Genomic DNA, 16,310 nt, shown 5'->3' with positions numbered 1-16,310 from the left:
ACCGACAACCTCAGGAAGAACCGATGGCAGCGCAGACGCAAGCTGTGCACGTACCACGGCGGCGGTCCCGCCGGTTCCACTTCGACCCCTGGGCGCTGATCATGGTGCTGCCCGGGCTCACGCTCTTCGCGATCTTCATGCTGTGGCCATTGGTCAACGCCTTCGCGAACAGCCTGTTCTCCTGGGATGGCCTCGGCCCCAAGGTATTCGCTGGCGTACAGAACTACAAACAAGTCTTCACATCATCGCAGACATACCAGACGCTCGAGCACACGGCGATCTATGCGATCGGAACGGGCGTCGCCAAGGTCGTGCTCGCGCTCCTCATCGCGCTGCTCGTTGCACGACGTACTCGTGGTGTGACCCTATTCCGCTCCGTCATCTTCATACCGGTACTGATGTCGTTCGTGGCCGTCGGTGTACTGTGGACCTTCATTCTCGACCCAAACCAGGGCGTTCTCAACGGAACGCTCGGCGCGCTCGGCTTGCCGCACACCACGCCGTGGCTCGGACAGCCCGGCTTGGCTCTGTGCTCGGTGATGGCCGTCGACGTGTGGAAGTGGCTGGGCTATCACGTCATCCTATTCGTCGCCGGCCTTCAGGCCGTGCGACCCGAACTCTACGAAGCAGCCAAGGTCGATGGTGCGGGGCGAATCGCCTTGTTCTTCCACGTGACGGTGCCGTCCATGCGCACGATGATCGGTTTGAACCTCATCATCGCAATCGCGGGCGGCTTCAATGTCTTTGATCTCGTTTACGTCATGACGAAAGGCGGTCCAGACGGATCCACCGACACCGTCATGACATTCATGTATCGACAGGCATTCGACGTGCAGCAGTACGGGTTCGCCTCCGCCCTTGCTTCAGTCTTGTTCGTAGTCGTGGCCGTCGTCACCCTCATCCAGATCCGGCTGCTTCGTTCGGATTACAACGCATGAAAGGGGATGAATTGATGGTCGACACCGGTGTCGCCGTTCCCGCCGCGGGCCTGGCGACCGCTGCGAATGAACCGGCGCGGAAAACCCGTCGTAAGCGCAGATTTGTATTCGGAATGCCCAGGGCAGTCGCGCTGATCCTGTTGTGCGCCCTATTCGTCTATCCGCTGGTCTGGATGGTGCTCGGCGCGTTCAAAACGCAGAGCACCTTCTTCGCGAACCTTTGGGGCCTGCCCTCCAACTGGGACTTCCAGAACTTCTTCGATGCATGGTCGGTCGGCAACATCGGCCGCTATCTGCTGAACAGCGTGATCGTGACCGGGTTCAGCGTGCTCCTGGTCCTCGTTCTCTCGCTTCCTCTTTCCTTCGCCTTGGCGAGGACCCGGTTCATCGGGGGCAAAGTGATCTTCGGGTTGTTCATCATCACCCTGTTCATGCCACTGCAACTGCTCATCATCCCCATGTACGAGCTCGAAGCGAACCTCGGCATCATCAACACTTATTGGGGACTCATCCTCCCGTATGCTGCCGGTGCGCTTCCCTTTTCTGTGGTGTTCGCGACTTCGTTCTTTCAGGGCCTTCCAGCCGAACTCGACGAGGCCGCACGGTTGGATGGCTGCAACCTAGGACAGATATTCGTATGGATATGCCTGCCTTTGTCACGCCCCGCAATAGCCACGATTGTCATCCTCACGTTCTTGAACACCTGGAACGAATTCATTCTCGCCCTCACGCTGACCCAGTCCGACAGCGTCCGAACAATCCCGGTCGGATTACTGAACTTCAGCCAGCAGATGGGACAGACAAACTATCCGCAGTTGTTTGCGGCCCTGACCATGGCGACGACCCCGATCTTCGTCGTATTTCTCTTGACGCAGAAGCAGTTCATCTCCGGGCTTGTGGAGGGGGCGGTCAAATAGCCGCACATGGAGGTCGCTCGACGGACCCGCAGGCGACGAAACTATACGCGCCCCAGATCTTTCGGCTCTGTGGTTTCGACTGTGGTACTGCACACCAGAATGTCGGATCGCTTTGTGCCGCTGTGATTGTCGGGGTGCGGCGCCCGCACGGTGTGGCTTCCCGACGGTGGCGGTACCGCAGGGGCGACTCTTGTGGTCGAAGTGAAGTTGTTTCGCTCACGTTGACGCGTCGGAAGGAAGTAGCGAAAGGTATGGCAATGATGTCGAGGCGGAGTCGGTGGTGGCGTGTATTGGCTGGGCCTGCCGTCGGGGCCGTGCTGTTGGCCGGATGCAGTGCACCGAGCGTCGGCACGCCCGACCCGAAAACAGCGGAACACACCGAATCCGAAGCGCCGCTGGTCGGTTGGGACACCTACCGCCGGCTGGATCGACTGCCGAATCTACCGGGCGGATCTCGGACACTCGAGTTCTCCAGTTTCGATCGTTCCGGCGGCACGTACGAGGCGTACACCGGCAATCAGAACGGCAGCGGGGGATGTCTGAGCACCGGCGGTGCGGGATGTGTGATCGCCCAAGACGCGGGCGCGGGCGAGATCTCCTCGATCTGGTTCACCAATGATGTCAACGGTGTTCGAGGTGATGTATCGGCCATGGGGGGCATCCAGATCGAGCTCGACGGTCGAACCGTGCTGGACGCGCCGCTGCAGTCGGTGGTGGACGGCCGGCTCGGCGCCCCATACGTGTTCCCGCTTGTGGCGAATGCCGAGCAGGCTGCGGGCGGGGTGTATCTCAAAGTGCCGATGGCGTACCGCGACTCGATGCGCATCAGTGTCCAAGCGAAGTTGAAGTACTACCACGTCTACTATCGTCATTTTCCGGATGCCAACGGGGTGCGGACTTTCGATCCGTCCGACCGCGCCGACGACGTGGTGACGCTCCTTCGGGCGGCCGGGACCCGCGACCCCAAACCCGCGATGCCGGACACTCGCAACGACATCCACACCGTCGACCTCCCACCCGGCGCCGAGGTTCCAGTCGCCACGCCCACCGGATCCGGCAGTATCCTTGCGCTGCGGTTGCGCCTGCCGACCGACAGCGACGAGGTCAGAGCCGGTCTGCAGCTGCGGATCACGTTCGACGGGCACCAGACCGTCGATGCCCCGGTCGGGGAATTCTTCGGCTCGGGATTGGGTGCCGCACCGGTGCGGTCGTTGCTGTTCGCGGCCGATCCGAACGGCTGGATGTCGAGCTGGTGGCCGATGCCGTACGGGCACGACGCGAAAGTAAGCCTGGTCAACACTACGAAGAATCCGGTGACCGGAGTACAGACCGACGTCGCGTCCGCGCCGGATCCCCGCTGGGCGAAGGCGCTGGACAACCGTAGCGTCGGGTATTTCACCACCATCTCTCGCGCCGAGCCGACCACGTCCGGCAAAGACTGGATATTCGCCGATCAACACGGGCACGGCAAGGTCGTCGGCGTCAACGAGACCATGCGCGGCACCCACACCCCGACCTCGTTCTCGCCCGCAGTCCCCACCTTCCTCGAAGGCGCCGACCGCGTCTATGTGGACGGGTTGCGTTCGCCGCAGCTGTATGGCACCGGGACCGAGGACTTCTACGAGGGCGGCTGGTACTACCTGGCGCATATCGAGTGGTATCCCGACAACCCGGCCGAGCCCGATCACTTCCCGGTCGGCGGCACGATCTATACCGCCCCATTCACCGGGATGCCGGCCCACCGCGACGCCGGTCCCGGCTGCCCCGACTATTGCCTGTCCACCTACCGGGTGATGCTCGCCGACGCCATCGGTTACCGGTCCGGGATACGGTTCGGGATGGAACACGGCAAACGCGACCTCATCGACGCCGACTACAGCTCCACCACCTTCCTCTACACCCAGCCCGACGCCGCGACGACCGGCAGCGACAGCATCGATCTCGCCGATCCGGCCAGTCGTGCCCAGCATGCGTACGCCGACCCCGACAGCACCCAGTACCACCTGGTCAGCCAGTACGAGGGGACCGAGGACGCGGTCGCGGTACCCGGCACGGTCGAGGTGGGAAGCGGCAGGGTCACCTTCCGGCTGCGTATACGTCCCGACAACCACGGCGTTGTGTTGCGCCGAATCTCCGACCAGATCGCCGGCAACCAGTCCGCCCAGGTACTCGTCGACGACAAACCCGCCGGAACCTGGCTTCAAGCCCGCAGCAACGATATCCACCGTTGGCTGGAAGACGCCTACCTGCTGCCGGAGTCGACAACCGCCGGCAAAACCGAGATCATGGTGACACTCACGCCCACACCCGGCGCGCCACCGTGGACAGCCACACAGTACTCCGCCGACCCACTGGCAGGATGAAGCTTCATCCCCGGTACGAGGCGTCATTCCTCCAGCTGGGTGCACCCAGCTGGGCCAGAATCCTGAGAGGGGCCTGTCCAAGTTCACCACCAGTACAGTCCCTTCGACGCCTATTCGCCCGCAAGGCGGCACCAGTAGAAGGTGACATCGAAACCTGGCACATCCTCCTCGGCGATTGCGGTGTCAGTTGTGACGAATCACCTACTGACATTCCGGCCACACGGAGCCCGGCTCGGGAAGCGCTGGGGAATCACTGACATACCGTGACGAGACTTACTGACACGATTGACGAATCCGCAGCTCGCTCAACTGACACACGAGTGCCGAGTCTCAGAATGACCAAATTCGAGAAATCTGGCGTGCGCTGCCCTGGCGGCATCACTCATATCGCGCATACCTTCGACAAATTCCCGTGCACCAGCGACACATTGGGTGTGTGCCTCGGAGTAGGCCTGGGCGGCAACGCTTTCCCAGCCGCTGCCGGTCAAGGTTGCGACTCGGTCGTCGATCTCGTCGAGATGCTCGCCTATGAACCCAGCGAGCCCTGACAGACGTGCCACGATCTCATCGAGATGGTCCAAGTCAACCTTGAATTCAGAGCTCATGGCAGATCCAAACTCGACATGTTCAACGCCGTGGCGTTGCCATCGGGGCTGCCGCGGCCGAACGGCGAGTATTCGTCCTTTGCAGCGTGTTTGGAGTGCACCTCGGTGGCCGAGCGGACGATCGATCCGCTAGTGGTGTGGAGAAGTTTCCGCGCTGATCCTGCAACTGCACTCGCGTGGTTCGATGCCAGTACCTATCGGGTCGTTCGTGCTTCGGTTCGACGCTGGATGCGCGAACCCAGGAGTCGAACCCCGAATCCATGTGCACCACACGGGTTTTCTCTCCGACAGGTTCAGACCCGTCGGCGCAAGAATCTCGGTGACCTCGGTTCGGGCAGGGTCGGCATGTTGTTGACTTCGTGGACCAGGACCACGAAGTCGTCCGTGTAGCGGACGACCTTGTAGGTCGCACCCCCGGCACGGTGCAGACGTGTGTGCGACTTGTCGTGCCTGGGCGGCCGATTCGGCGTCTAGCCGCCGGTAGACGAGGTGCTGCTGCGCGATAGTCCACGCATTGCCCAACGTCAAGCATTGCAGGCGGACTATCGGCGCACTCGAGGTCCTTGCTATGGGCTAGGCCGTGCGCGCCTGCAAGTAGTAGACGACCGAGACTGTGCTCAACACCTGCCGTACGCCGACCGGCGCCCAGGTCGCCGACGCGTCGTGTTCGACGACCGGGTCGACGAGCGAGAGGACCCTACCCTTGGCCTCCAGCTCGAAAGCGCCTGCGGCGCAGATGTTCTTGACCCAATCGACATCACGGCCGTAGGTGAGCGCGATACGGTAGACGCCGTCGCTTTCGAAGACCCAGACCGGAGTTCGATAGGCGCGACCGGATTTTCGACCCTTGTGCACGACGACGCCGAAGGGCGGAACCTTGCCTGCGAGGCGGTTCGCGGCGGGATTGGTGACGTGTCGATTGAAATTCGCCAGTGCGCGCGGAAGCACCATCGGGGCGATCCTCTCTCCAGGTGGCGTGCGCCACTCACGTTACTCTCGACCGGTGTCAGCTCAACCGAACTCGGAGATGATCGCGGTCTACGACCAGGCAGGAAGCGTAGTCGGTGCAGCCGATCGCGCCACGGTCTACCGTGACGGAATCTGGCACGCCAGTGCTGGTGTGCTCGTTCGATCCGGCGACGGCACGCGCATCTATGTGCACCGCCGCACCGACACCAAAATGGTGTTTGCCGGCATGCACGATTGCCTGGCCGGTGGCGTCGTCGAGCCCGGTGAGACACCCGCGCAGACCGCGGTCCGCGAACTCGCCGAGGAACTGGGCATCACGCTGCCGGCGGGTACGACCCTGCCGCTGCTGCGCACGATTTCCTGGGATGGCGAATGGCACGGCCAGCCGATGCGCTGCCATCTGTTCGCCTACGAATTGCGCTACGACGGTCCCCTGCGGCATCAGCCCGAAGAGATCGCCGACGGCTGGTGGTGGACCGACGCCGAACTTGCCGCCCACCTGGCCGACCCGACCTGGCCTTTCGTTCCCGACACCCGCATCCTCGTCGAGGGCGTGCTGGGTTGACTCCCCCGGTCGTCCCGGCGGCCGGAGGGAGCCACCTCCACGGTGGATCCCCACGGCCGCCGGGATGACGTCGGCAGACGCTGCCGCGGCAGATCAGCCGGCGCTGCCGCTGCCGACCTTCAGGATGGATTCGACGATCATGGCCACGACTTGGAGCAATTCCATATTTCTTTCCTAGCTTCGTGCGGTGTGCAACATTGACGAAGCTGGAAGTCTCGACGAGGGAGATGTCCGGGAGGTAACCCGTTCGTGAAATGCCTGCTCAGCTCGACGAGGCGACCGATCCCGCCCATGCGGCGAAGGCGCCGGGGTTGCGGGTCTGCAGCAGCACCCGGCCCGGTCCGGCGAAATCGAAGACGAAGCCCTCACCGGATTTCAACGACTGGATCGACCGCCCGGAGACCGCGCGGCGGATGGTGAAGTTCATCGCGAGGTCGTAGGCCACCACGTGTCCGGTGTCGATGGTGATCGGTTCGCCCGGCTGCAGATCAATGACGTCGATCGCGCCGAAAACGCCGACCACGATCTCGCCGTCGCCGTGCGCGCGCAGCCCGAAGCCGCCCTCGCCGCCGAACAGATTCGCGAAGCCACCCCACTTGCTTTCCACCTGCACGCCATGGGAATTCGCGATCCAGCCGCCGCGGCTGATGAAGAACGGGCGGTCCGGCGTGATCTGCAGATTCAGCATGTCGCCGGGCAGCGCGGGCGCCACATCGACCCAACCACCCTGCGGGGGCGCGGTGAACGTGGAGACGAAGAACGATTCACCCGCCAGCACCGAGCGCTTCAACCCGGCCAGAATCCCGCCTTCGGCCTTGGCCTGCAACGTGACTCCCGCCGAATGCGCGACCATGGCGCCGCTTTCGACCCGCATCGGCTCGCCACCCGCGAGGAAGCATCTCGCGATGGTCGACGCGGGGTTATGGCGCAGTTGTACCTTCATATTCGCCGACCCTACCGCGTCCGGACGACAGCCGAGAGGCGGCGATCACGGGCACGTCAGGGCCGAAGATCCCTGCGTCACACCGTCGTCGGTGTCACTCCAGCGATCGCAGGGTGGCGTCGTCTCGCGCGACCACGCCGCCGCCGTCAGGGGTGAGCACGATCGGCCGCTGGATCAGCTTCGGATTCGCGGCGAGCGCCTCGATCCAGCGTTCCCGGTCGGCCGCACCGCGACCCCAGCCGGACATGCCGAGATCCTTGGCGATCTGCTCGCCGGTGCGGGTGATGTCCCACGGCTCCGCGCCGAGCCGCCGCAGCACGGCGCGCAGTTCCTCGGTCGTCGGCGGATCGTCGAGGTAACGCCGGACCGTGTATTCGACGGCCGCCTGATCGAGGAACGCGGTGGCATTGCGGCTCTTGGTGCACCGCGGGTTGTGCCAGATCTCGGTCTGCCCGGAAGTCATGAACGCACACTATCGCCTTCACAGTTACATCCGGACGGGTCACACCCCTTGGCCACCGATAGCGACTTCGTGGCGACGGAACATGAGATACCCGCATCGGAATTACGGCAGACGACGATGTGGATTGGTACCGCCATGACGGCTGGACCGACGGATCAGCCACTTGGACCGGAGGTAACGGCGGCCGCCGGATCGGCAGCGGATGGCAGTTCTACTCCGGGGTCTTCGGTTCATACGATGCCAACGGCCAGATCTATGGAATCACGCACGAGGGCTTCCTCGACTGGTACCGGCACGAGGGCTGGCCCGACGGATCACCCACGTGGGTCGCAGGCGACGGTGGCAGGCGAGTCGGCGTCGCCTTTGATCATTTTTCGCGGGTAGTTCCGGGGCCGGCGGTCGAGCTCGCATAACGAACTCCGGTACCCCACGACCTCACAGATGCATCCACACCGGCCACACCTCTGACCACGGGTGGCGCAGTCCGGTGCACTTCCAGATGGTGACGTTCTGGGTGTTGCCTTCGTAGCCGAGTCTGCTGTCGACCTTGCCGACGGGTGCTATCTGATCGAAGTTCCAGCGCAGGAAGGCTTCGTTGACCCCGACGGCAAGTACCACGGTGGCCGTGTCGGGCGGCGTGCCGAAGTAACCGTAGCCGCGGCTCGGGCTGTAGATCGGGGGCAGCCGGTCACGGGCGAACTGGTCCAATGCACTTGCCTGCCAATAGGTATCGGTCACCACGATGGCCCCGGCCTGTTCGTCGGGAGTCAGCGAATCGTAGGCATCGGTGACCGCCGTCGTCAGCTCCGGCCAGCCGAACTCGCCGTAGACGCCGATATTGATCATCGCCTCGGCATTGTCGGCGGGCGGATCGACGTGTGCCGCGTCCCGCCACGGAGTCGACATCAGCATGTAGGCCATCGCCACCGCAGCGAGCACGATGCCGCCGCCGGTCAGCAAGCGTCGCGGCGCAGGCCGCAACCGCGCGGCCAGTTCGGTGAGCCCGACCGCGCCCGCCGCGAACATCACGCCGTACATTCCGGCCACATAGTAGATACGGCCGCCGATCGTCAGGAAGATCGCGAACAGCAACAGCAGGCTCACCGCGAGGAACCGGTAGGGACGCAGCGAGACCTGCCACAGCAGGGCCAATACGCCGTATATCAGCAGGACTGTGCCCAGGTATCCCGCGGTGAGCAGGGCGAGCGGCACGAACATCACCTTGCCGCCCAGAATTCCCTGTTCACCACTGATCACCATGCCCATTTCCAATTGCGGCCAGTCGTGCCGCGCCTGCCAGATCAGCGTCGGCACCGTCGCGATGACCACGATCAGCCCGCCCAGCCACAGCAGCGGCCGCCGCACCAACTCGCGCGGACCGAAGACCAGCGCGCTGACCGCGACGGTGATCCAGAAGAACGGGATCAACCACTTCACCTGCATGTCGACTGCCGTCACCAGCGCCGCGCACAGCAGCAGCCGGTCGCGCCGCGTGCGCACCCACCGCACCACCAGCCAGGTGATGATCGCCCACAGCACGGTGTCGACGGCGTTGGTGGTGAGCATCTTGCCCTGCAATAGCAGGAACGGCGAGGTGACGTAGGCGAAAGCGGCGAACAGTTGCGCGCCGCGACCGCCACCGAGCTCGCGGGCGATCATCGCGCAGAGCACGGTCGCCAGCACGGTCAGTGCGACCACCGGCAGCCGCAACACGAAATAGGACCCGGGCGCGATGGTGTCCATCAGCCGGGCCAGCATCGGCAGCACCGGACCTTGATCGGCATAACCGAAAGACGGCCGCCGTCCCGCGGCGAGGAAGTAGAGCTCGTCACCGAAGTAGTCGTAGCGGCTGATGGAGAACAGCAGCACACCCGCCGAAACCGCGGCGACGACGGCGATGCCCGTGGTCGCCAGCGGCGGGCGCCCATCGGGCGCGGTGTCGAGCTCGTGACGATCTTCGGTGTCGGTCACGCCAGCTCCTGAAGGAGTTCGAGTCGGACAGCTCGAATGTAGCGGGAAGTGGCCGTCGGGGTGTTTACCGGACGGGCGAGTCCGCTGCTCGGCGTCCGAGCGGGGTCATGGTGACCTCGACCCCGCACCGACAGCCGTCAGGATGCGCCGACGTATTCGTCGGCCACCTCCAGCACCTCGTCCACAATCTCCAAGCCGGTGCGGATTTCGTCCGCCGAGGTGGTGAGCGGCGGCGCGATCTGGAAACGATTGCCGGCGTTGAACGGCCACAATCCGCGCGCCTTCGCGGCGGCGGTCACCCGAGCCATCGGCTCGGCGGCATCGCCCGCGGCCGCGAACGGGATCAGCGGCTGCCGGGTATCCACGTCGCGCACCAATTCCAGCGCCCAGAAGAAGCCGAGGCCACGTACCTCACCGACGCTCGGGTGACGAGTGGCCAACTCCGCCAAGCCTTTTCCGAGCACGTCAGCTCCCACCGACCGCACGTGGTCGAGAATGCCATCGCGCTCGAATACCTCGATCGAGGCGATCCCGGCCGCGCAGGCCAGCGGATGACCCGCATAGGTGAGCCCGCCGGGGTACACCTGGTCGTCATAGCGCTGCGCGATCCGCTCGGCGATCAGCACACCACCGAGCGGGACATAGCCGGAGTTCACGCCCTTGGCGAAGGTGATGATGTCGGGCTCGACCCCGAACGCCTGTACCGCAAACCACTCCCCGACCCGGCCGAAGCCGACCATCACCTCGTCGGCGATGTAGACGATGCCGAATTCGTCGCACAGCGCGCGCACCCCGGCCAGATAGCCGGGCGGCGGGACGAGCACGCCGTTGGTGCCGACCACTGTCTCCAAGATCAGGCCCGCGATGTGCTGCGGACCCTCCAGCTCGATCACCTGACGCAGATGCTTCAGCGCCGCGGCGGTCTCCTCTTCAGGTGTGCTCGTGTCCCACGGTGATCGGTAGGGATAGGGCCCGAAGAATCGCACCACGTCGACATTGGTCGGCTCCGCACCCCAGCGCCGCGGCTCACCGGTCAGGCCGATGGCGACACCCGTGCCGCCGTGATAGGAGCGGTAGGCGGCGAGCATCTTGGTGCGACCGGTGAAGCTGCGCGCCAACCGCACCGCGTGCTCGACGGCCTCCGCACCGCCGGTAGTGAACAGCACGCGGTTCAGGTCACCGGGTGCGCGTTCGACGATCAGTCCGGCCAATTCGCTGCGCGCTTGGTTGCCGACCGTCGGCGAGATGGTCGCTAGTTTCTGGGCCTGCGCAATGATCGCGGCGACCATATCCGGATGCTGGTGGCCGATGTTCACATTCACCAGCTGGGAGGAGAAGTCGAGATATCGCTTGCCGGAGTCGTCCCAGAACCACGAGCCCGACGCACCGGTGATCGGCGTCGGATTCGCGCCACCCTGCGCCATCCACGGATAGAAGACGTGATCGGTAGTCATCTCCGGTCGCTCCGCTCTTGCCCTTCGGCATCCATCGTTCGATCGTCGGCGCTCGGCTTCGGCCGACGCGCCACCTATTTACCGCCCTCGGTCAACGTCACCCGGCTCGGCGCGAAACTCGTTCCGGTGACGTCGATTCCACCGGACTTCAGCAAGTCCAGCGCTTTCGTAACGTACTCGTTGGTGAGAGCACCGGCGTCGGGATCCTTCTTCAGGACCGTGGCGCCCTCTTGGTTACGGGTTTCCTTGGCAATCTTCACGGTGCGATCCCAGGCGGCCTGATCGATGAGCCCGACGCCGGCGGGCGAGGGCCAGATCAATTTGTTCACCTCGTTGATCTGCCACTGCTGATGCGTGGCACCCAGCGTGCTGCCCGCGGCGACGGTGATGTCGCGGCACTTGTCGACATTGTCACGGCAGTAGACCCAGCCCTTCAGCGAGGCCGCGATGAACTTCACCGTCTGGTCCTGATACTTGGCATCCTTCAGCTTTTCGGTGTTCGCCCAGATTGCGTCCTGGAGCATGGCGACGCCCTCGTCGTTCCAGTCGATCGTGGCGAAATCGTCTGCGGTGTAGAGCTTTCCGGTTGCCGGGTTCTTGGTCTCCAGCAGCTGCGCGTATTCGTTGTACGACATGGCCTGTGCGGCATTGATGTCCTTGGCGAGGAAGGCATTCATATCGAACTGCTGCTGGACCAGCTTGACGTCCTTGGCCGGGTCGATGCCCGCCTTGGTCATGCCGGCGAACAGCTCGAACTCATTGCCGTAGCCCCAGTTTCCGACGGTCTTGCCGCGCAGCGCCGCCGGTCCGGCGATATTGTCGGACTTGAAGGAGACCTGTTTGGTGCCCGAGCGCTGGAAGACCTGTGCGACATCGGTGATGCCCGCACCGGCCTCGCGCGATGCCAGCGCCTTCGGCACCCAGGCGATGGCGTAATCGGCCTGGCCCTGAGCGAGTACGGTCTGCGGCACGATGTCAGTGCCCCCGTCGAGTATCTCGACCGATAGGCCCTGCTCGTTGTAGAAGCCCTGATCGACCGCCGCCAGGTAGCCTGCGAACTGCCCCTGCTTGAACCACTGCAGTTGCAGGCGGACCTTCGTCAGTCCGTCGGAGGTCGTCGTCGAGCCGTTTTCGGTGGTGCTGCAGCCGGTCAGCGCCGCGGCGGCCAGCGCTGCCAGCGCCAGACAGGCGCGCAATCGCCTGGGGGTGGATGTCATTTCGTTCTCCAAAAGGTGTTGCGGGGTCGTCGGGTGAGTTGTTCGAGCAGCAGGACAGCGGCCAGGAAGAGCAGGCCGACGAGCATGGCGCCCGCCACATAGGCCCAGGCCCTCGGATATGCGGTATTGGCCGCGGCAGAGGTGATCCGGCTGCCGAGGCCGTTCTGCAAACCGCCGAAGTATTCGGCGATGATCGCGGCTATCACCGCTCCGGGTGCGGCGATGCGCAGACCGGTGAACAGGTAGGGCATGGCCGCGGGCAGCCGGACGGTCCGGGTGATCTGCCAGCCGCCCGCCGCGTAGGAGGTCATCAGATCCGACTGGACCTGCGGAACCTGGCGCAGTCCGCGCGCGGTGCTGACGAACATCGGAAAGAACACCACGATGGTGACGACGATGCGGCGCGGCGTGTCGGTGGTGGTGGAGTACATCGAATTGAGCAACGGCGCGAGCGCGACGATCGGCACCGCCGCCGCGGCCGCGGCCAGCGGTGTGAGTAGGCCATCGACCAGCCGGAAGCGCACGGCCAACATTGCGGCGGCGATGCCGAGCACCGCACCGAGCAGCAGTCCGATGAGCGCGTTCTTCCCGGTCGCGCTCGCGGCGTCGACGATGCGGCCGAAGTTGTCGGTGAACTCGCGCGCGATGGCCGTCGGAGCGGGGAGCAGGAACGAGGGCACGCCTGCGGCGACGGTCAGCAGTTGCCAGAGCGCCAGACCACCGACGCCGAACACCAACGGCGGCAGCACCGTCCGCACCGGTAGTGCACCGGCCGAGAGCGCCGCTTTCATCGCGGGTCCCGTCCGGCCACCGCGGCGTCGGTGCCGTGGCCTTCGCGCAGTGCCGCGCGGACCGCCGCTACCGCATCGAAAAACGCGGTGCTGGAACGCACATCGTCCCCAGCGGCGGCGAGGTCGCGGCCCCAGCCATCGGTCGCGACGATGTCGGTGATGCGGCCGGGGCGCGGTGACATGACCACCACCCGATCGGAGAGGAACACGGCTTCGGGGATCGAGTGCGTCACGAAAACCACGGCCGCACCGGTCTCACCGGTAATCCGCAATAGCTCGCCCTGCATTCGTTCACGTGTCATCTCGTCGAGCGCACCGAACGGTTCGTCCATCAGCAGCAGCGACGGCTTGCGGGCCAGCGCCCGCGCGATCGCGACGCGTTGCTGCATGCCGCCCGAGAGCTCCGCGGGATAGCGGCGCGCGAAATCGGTCAGCCCGGCCATCTCGAGCAGTTCCGCACTGCGGGTCCGGCGCTGGGCCTTCGGCACCTTGTGCAACTCCATCGGCAATTCGACATTAGCCTGCACCGTGCGCCAATCCAGCAACCCCGCCTGCTGGAAGGCAATGCCGTAGTCCTGGTCGATTCTGGCTTGCCGTGTGGTCTTGCCGTGCACCGCGACGGTGCCGCTGCTGGGTTGCTCGAGATCCGCGATGATCCGAAGCAGGGTCGACTTGCCGCAGCCGGAAGGGCCGATCAGCGAGACGAATTCGCCCGCGGCCACGGTGAGCGACACATTCGACAGCGCGGTGACAGCACCGGCCGCGAAGATCTTGCCGACATGTGCGAGCGAGACGGCCGCCACCGACTCGACAGCGCCCGCCGCGCCGGCCGAGTGATCGACCGTCGCGCGCAGGTCCCGGGCCTCGGCCGCTCCGCTCTCCGGGAATGCACCATCGGACCCAGCCGCTGACGAGGTGGCACCGTCGGTTGCTTCCCGGTCTTGCTTGGCGATCAACGGGTACCTCCTGAAGAGCTGCGCGCCCCGATCGGGCGGCTGTAGCGACGTAATACGAACTCGGCGAGGCCGACCACGGCGGTGATCGCGACGCCGAGCAGGGCGGCGGCGAAGACGGCCGCGTACAGCCGCGAGGCGTCACCGGTGGCCTGCTGGGCGAAGACGATGATCTGGCGGCCGATGCCGCCCGCGGTCCCGGTTGAGATCTCCGCGACCACCGCACCGATCACCGAGGCCGCCGCGGCCAACCGCAGCGCGGGAAGGAAATGCGGCACCGCAGCGGGAAACCGCAGGTGCACCAAGGTCTTCCACCAACTCGCCGAATAGCTGTGCAGCAATTCCACCGAGGCCTTCGACGGGGCTTGCAACCCACGCAGCATGCCGACCGCGACCGGGAAGAAAGCGAGGTACGCGGCGATCACCGCGATGCTCATCCACGGCCGCCACGGCTCACCCGCGATGACGATCTTGCCGCCCCACCCAGCGACGAGCGGAGCCAAGGCGATCAGTGGAACCGTCTGCGAGACAATGATGTACGGCAGCAACCCGCGTTCGACAAATGCGAAACGCTGCATCACCACGGCCAGCGCCACCCCGACGACGGTGCCGAGCAACAGCGCGAGCAGTGCCAGTTCAAAGGTGAATCCCGCTGTCCGCAACAGCGTTCCACCCACCGTACCGCTACCGTCTTTTTCTCCCAGCACGGTGATCACCGACCACGCATGCGGCAAAGCGGCATCGCTGGTGCGCGGCAATATCCGTTGATCGCCGATGCTCACACCGCCTTCGGGCACCGCGAACTTCACCAGTTCCCACAGTCCGACAACCAGCACCAGCACGCCGATCGCGTACCCGGCCCGCTGCGCCCGCCATGCCGCACTCATTTCGCACCTGCCGACACCGGCATTGGATGGGCGTCTCGCTTCGTGAGCCCACAGACCGTGTTCGGCGGAAAAGGCCACTGTCGACTCGTCATCGCGTACCCACTGACACTGTCACCGGTTGCCCGGCATGCTCGACGAGCCTGCACCGAACCAGCTCGGCGCACGCTGCCGCGAGTGCCACGGCAGCCGCCACCTGGGCGATCACTCGGCCGCCGCGGTCGCGGTGACGGGGTGCGCGATACGCGGAATAACCGACTCGCCATAGGCTTCCAGCGTCGCGGTCTTCGCGTCGTGCTGGAGGTAGACCGCGAACTGATCGACGCCGAGCTTCTCGAGTTCGCGCAAACGGGCGACCTGATCGTCGGGCGTGCCGATCAGGCAGAAGCGATCCACAATGGCGTCCGGCACGAAATCGGCATGGGTGTTGCCCGCCCTGCCGTGCAGGTTGTAGTCATAGCCCTGCCTGCCCGCGATGTATTCGGTCAGTGCGGCCGGAATATCGCCGCTGGTCCCGTATTTCGTGACGATGTCGGCAACATGGTTGCCGACCATGCCGCCGAACCAGCGGCATTGCTCGCGCGCATGGGTGGTCGCGCCCTCGGAGCCGTCGGTGACATACGCCGGCGCGGCCACACAGATTTTGACCGCGCCGGGATCACGGCCCGCCCGCTCGGCCGCCGCACGCACCCGCGCGATGGTCCACGCGGTGATGTCCGGATCGGCCAGTTGCAGGATGAAGCCGTCGGCAACCTCACCGGTCAGGTCGAGGGCGCGCGGACCGTAGCCGGCGACCCAGACCTCGAGCTGTGAGGCGCCCGCCCATGGAAAGCGCACGACGGTGTCGCCGATGCGGGCGCTGCGACCGTTGCCGAGTTCCCTGATCACCGCGATCGATTCCCGCAGTGTGGCCAGGGTGGCCGGCTTACCGCCCAGTGTCCGCACCGCCGAGTCGCCGCGACCGATACCGCAGACGGTGCGGTTGCCGAACATGTCGTTGAGCGTCGCAAATGTGGAAGCAGTCACCGTCCAATCCCTGGTGGCCGGATTCGTCACCATCGGACCGACGACTACTTTGCGGGTGGCGGCGAGGATCTGGCTGTAGATGACGTACGGCTCCTGCCACAGCAGATGCGAGTCGAAAGTCCACACGTGTGAGAAGCCGTGCGTCTCGGCCTGTCTGGCCAGCTCGACCACCCGCGAGGCAGGGGGTGTGCATTGCAGCACCACACCGATGTCCATGCGGCACTCTCCGTTTCGAATCGAGTGCGTCGTGT

General features: G+C 64.9%; 15 protein-coding genes. 4 read left to right on the top strand and 11 right to left on the bottom strand.

From position 1 onward, the window contains the following. Nucleotides 1-101 precede the first annotated feature (101 nt). The 3 genes from OHA42_RS22250 to OHA42_RS22240 all read left to right on the top strand — a co-directional run bounded on the left by OHA42_RS22250 (nt 102) and on the right by OHA42_RS22240 (nt 4,218). Nucleotides 102-938 (top strand): carbohydrate ABC transporter permease, encoded by an 837-nt coding sequence (locus tag OHA42_RS22250; RefSeq protein WP_406229802.1) that lies wholly within the window; start codon nt 102-104, stop codon nt 936-938. Continuing rightward, nucleotides 935-1,855: a carbohydrate ABC transporter permease gene (locus OHA42_RS22245; RefSeq protein WP_406229801.1), complete on the top strand. Its 921-nt coding sequence runs from the start codon at nt 935-937 to the stop codon at nt 1,853-1,855. The genes OHA42_RS22250 and OHA42_RS22245 overlap by 4 nt, the downstream gene beginning before the upstream one ends. A 260-nt stretch (nt 1,856-2,115) precedes the next feature. After that, on the top strand, nt 2,116-4,218 hold the full coding sequence (locus tag OHA42_RS22240; protein ID WP_406239536.1) for a glycoside hydrolase family 172 protein: 2,103 nt from the start codon (nt 2,116-2,118) through the stop codon (nt 4,216-4,218). A gap of 305 nt (nt 4,219-4,523) precedes the next feature. Here the strand turns inward: OHA42_RS22240 and OHA42_RS22235 are convergent, their stop codons facing one another. Beyond that, nucleotides 4,524-4,823: a WXG100 family type VII secretion target gene (locus tag OHA42_RS22235; protein ID WP_406229800.1), complete on the bottom strand. Its 300-nt coding sequence runs from the start codon at nt 4,821-4,823 to the stop codon at nt 4,524-4,526. A gap of 573 nt (nt 4,824-5,396) precedes the next feature. Beyond that, nucleotides 5,397-5,774 carry a nitroreductase family deazaflavin-dependent oxidoreductase gene (locus tag OHA42_RS22230; RefSeq protein WP_406229799.1) on the bottom strand — a complete coding sequence of 126 codons (378 nt, stop codon included), beginning with the start codon at nt 5,772-5,774 and terminating at the stop codon, nt 5,397-5,399. Between the two features lie 76 nt (nt 5,775-5,850). Between OHA42_RS22230 and OHA42_RS22225 the strand changes: the two genes are divergently transcribed. Further along, nucleotides 5,851-6,357: an NUDIX domain-containing protein gene (locus tag OHA42_RS22225; RefSeq protein ID WP_406239534.1), complete on the top strand. Its 507-nt coding sequence runs from the start codon at nt 5,851-5,853 to the stop codon at nt 6,355-6,357. A gap of 262 nt (nt 6,358-6,619) precedes the next feature. Here OHA42_RS22225 and OHA42_RS22220 read toward each other — a convergent pair whose 3' ends face one another. The 9 genes from OHA42_RS22220 to OHA42_RS22180 all read right to left on the bottom strand — a co-directional run bounded on the left by OHA42_RS22220 (nt 6,620) and on the right by OHA42_RS22180 (nt 16,275). Beyond that, on the bottom strand, nt 6,620-7,300 hold the full coding sequence (locus OHA42_RS22220; protein ID WP_406229798.1) for a TIGR00266 family protein: 681 nt from the start codon (nt 7,298-7,300) through the stop codon (nt 6,620-6,622). 94 nt (nt 7,301-7,394) lie between these two features. Next, a complete protein-coding gene (locus OHA42_RS22215) occupies nt 7,395-7,763 on the bottom strand; it encodes an arsenate reductase family protein (RefSeq protein ID WP_406229797.1) in 369 nt (122 codons plus the stop codon). A gap of 435 nt (nt 7,764-8,198) precedes the next feature. After that, a complete protein-coding gene (locus OHA42_RS22210) occupies nt 8,199-9,734 on the bottom strand; it encodes a glycosyltransferase family 39 protein (protein ID WP_406229796.1) in 1,536 nt (511 codons plus the stop codon). A gap of 137 nt (nt 9,735-9,871) precedes the next feature. After that, nucleotides 9,872-11,188 (bottom strand): aspartate aminotransferase family protein, encoded by a 1,317-nt coding sequence (locus OHA42_RS22205; protein WP_406229795.1) that lies wholly within the window; start codon nt 11,186-11,188, stop codon nt 9,872-9,874. A gap of 74 nt (nt 11,189-11,262) precedes the next feature. Beyond that, on the bottom strand, nt 11,263-12,405 hold the full coding sequence (locus OHA42_RS22200; protein ID WP_406229794.1) for an ABC transporter substrate-binding protein: 1,143 nt from the start codon (nt 12,403-12,405) through the stop codon (nt 11,263-11,265). Then, entirely contained in the window at nt 12,402-13,196 is a 795-nt protein-coding gene (locus tag OHA42_RS22195) for an ABC transporter permease (protein ID WP_406229793.1), read from the bottom strand. The genes OHA42_RS22200 and OHA42_RS22195 overlap by 4 nt, the downstream gene beginning before the upstream one ends. Continuing rightward, nucleotides 13,193-14,050 carry an ABC transporter ATP-binding protein gene (locus OHA42_RS22190; protein ID WP_406239533.1) on the bottom strand — a complete coding sequence of 286 codons (858 nt, stop codon included), beginning with the start codon at nt 14,048-14,050 and terminating at the stop codon, nt 13,193-13,195. Before OHA42_RS22190 ends, OHA42_RS22195 begins: the two co-directional genes overlap by 4 nt. A gap of 98 nt (nt 14,051-14,148) precedes the next feature. Further along, nucleotides 14,149-15,036, bottom strand: a complete 888-nt coding sequence (locus tag OHA42_RS22185; protein ID WP_406229792.1) for an ABC transporter permease — start codon at nt 15,034-15,036, stop codon at nt 14,149-14,151. Nucleotides 15,037-15,237: 201 nt separating this feature from the next. Further along, a complete protein-coding gene (locus OHA42_RS22180; protein ID WP_406229791.1) occupies nt 15,238-16,275 on the bottom strand; it encodes a TIGR03842 family LLM class F420-dependent oxidoreductase in 1,038 nt (345 codons plus the stop codon). Nucleotides 16,276-16,310: the final 35 nt, after the last annotated feature.

Origin of the sequence: Nocardia sp. NBC_01009 (assembly GCF_045208035.1) — a bacterium.
Lineage (GTDB): Bacteria > Actinomycetota > Actinomycetes > Mycobacteriales > Mycobacteriaceae > Nocardia.
Note: the sequence above shows the minus strand (reverse complement) of the source record. Positions and strands in the feature narration are given on the sequence as shown.